A 1,197-nucleotide genomic window follows, 5' to 3' on the forward strand; every position below is an offset into this window, starting at 1 on the left:
TTTCAATAACGGCATTGTCATAACAGTTTCCTTTGCGAGACATACTTTGAGTTATGCCACAATTCTTAAGAGAATGACGGTATTGTTTCATTTGATAGTGCCAACCTTGATCAGAGTGAATGAGGAGTTTATCCGGATCGGTTACACAATAAAGGGCTTGGTCCAACATCGTTGAAACAAGGGAATAGGTCGGTCTTGAACCAATTGTATACGTGATAATTTCACCATTAAATAAATCCAACATTGGTGATAGGTATAACTTCTCCCCAAATAACTTAAACTCCGTAATATCTGTAACCCACTTTTCATTTGGTTTTTCAGCTTGGAAGTTGCGATTTAAAATATTTGGTGCAATTTTCCCAACTGTCCCTTTGTAAGAGCGATATTTTTTCATACGAACCAGACATTTTAACCCTAATTCTTTCATAAGACGATACACTTTTTTATGATTTACTTTGTGTCCACGATTCATAAGTTCATCACGAATACGACGATAACCATAACACCCATCGTGTTCATTATAAATAGCTTGAATCAGTTCTTTTACCTCCGCATTTGGATCAGGACGATTAAAATGTTTCATCCAGTAATAGTACGTACTACGTGGAATGTTTGCGAGTTGAAGTAACTCCTTGATAGGAAATTCATGCCTTAACTCGTAGATTACTTGCGCTTTGTCTTGTTTGGTGATTTTTCTTTGTTTTGAACTAAGGCATTCAACTTTTTTAAATATGAATTTTCCATACGTAAACGCTCATTTTCCGCTTGTAAGGCTTCGATTGATCCTTCATCTACTGGTTTTATTTTTTTATCTTTCATGGTTGGACGCCCCTTTTTCTTTGATTGTAGGGCATCCAATCCTCCTGTTTCATAAGCTATTTTCCATTTCCGAAGTGTTTCATAAGACGGTATATTGAAAAGTGCCGCTGTTTCTCTGATAGATGTCCCGTGTTCATTCATATAATAAAGTACATCTAGTTTATACTGGGCTGGGTAGAATGTATAGCACTTTTCAAAGGCCTTTTCACCTGAAGACTCATATCGTCTAATCCACTCACGAAGTACGCTAGGGTTAACTCCTATAGATTTAGCAATTGTTTTTCCACTTTCTGTACCATCTAAATATCGTTTCACCGCTTGGATTTTTTCTTTTGAAGAAAATTTAGCCATAAAAAATGCACCTCCAATTGTTAGACT

At 36.2% G+C, this 1,197-nt stretch carries 1 pseudogene; it reads right to left on the bottom strand.

What is annotated here, in order from left to right:
* Positions 1 to 1,170 (bottom strand): annotated as a pseudogene (locus CGQ22_RS31265) (IS3-like element ISBth10 family transposase); the annotation flags it as partial.
* Between the last annotated feature and the right edge of the window lie 27 nt (positions 1,171 to 1,197).

Origin of the sequence: Bacillus sp. M13(2017), assembly GCF_002218325.1 — a bacterium.
In the GTDB taxonomy this organism is placed as follows: Bacteria; Bacillota; Bacilli; order Bacillales; family Bacillaceae_G; genus Bacillus_A; species Bacillus_A thuringiensis_K.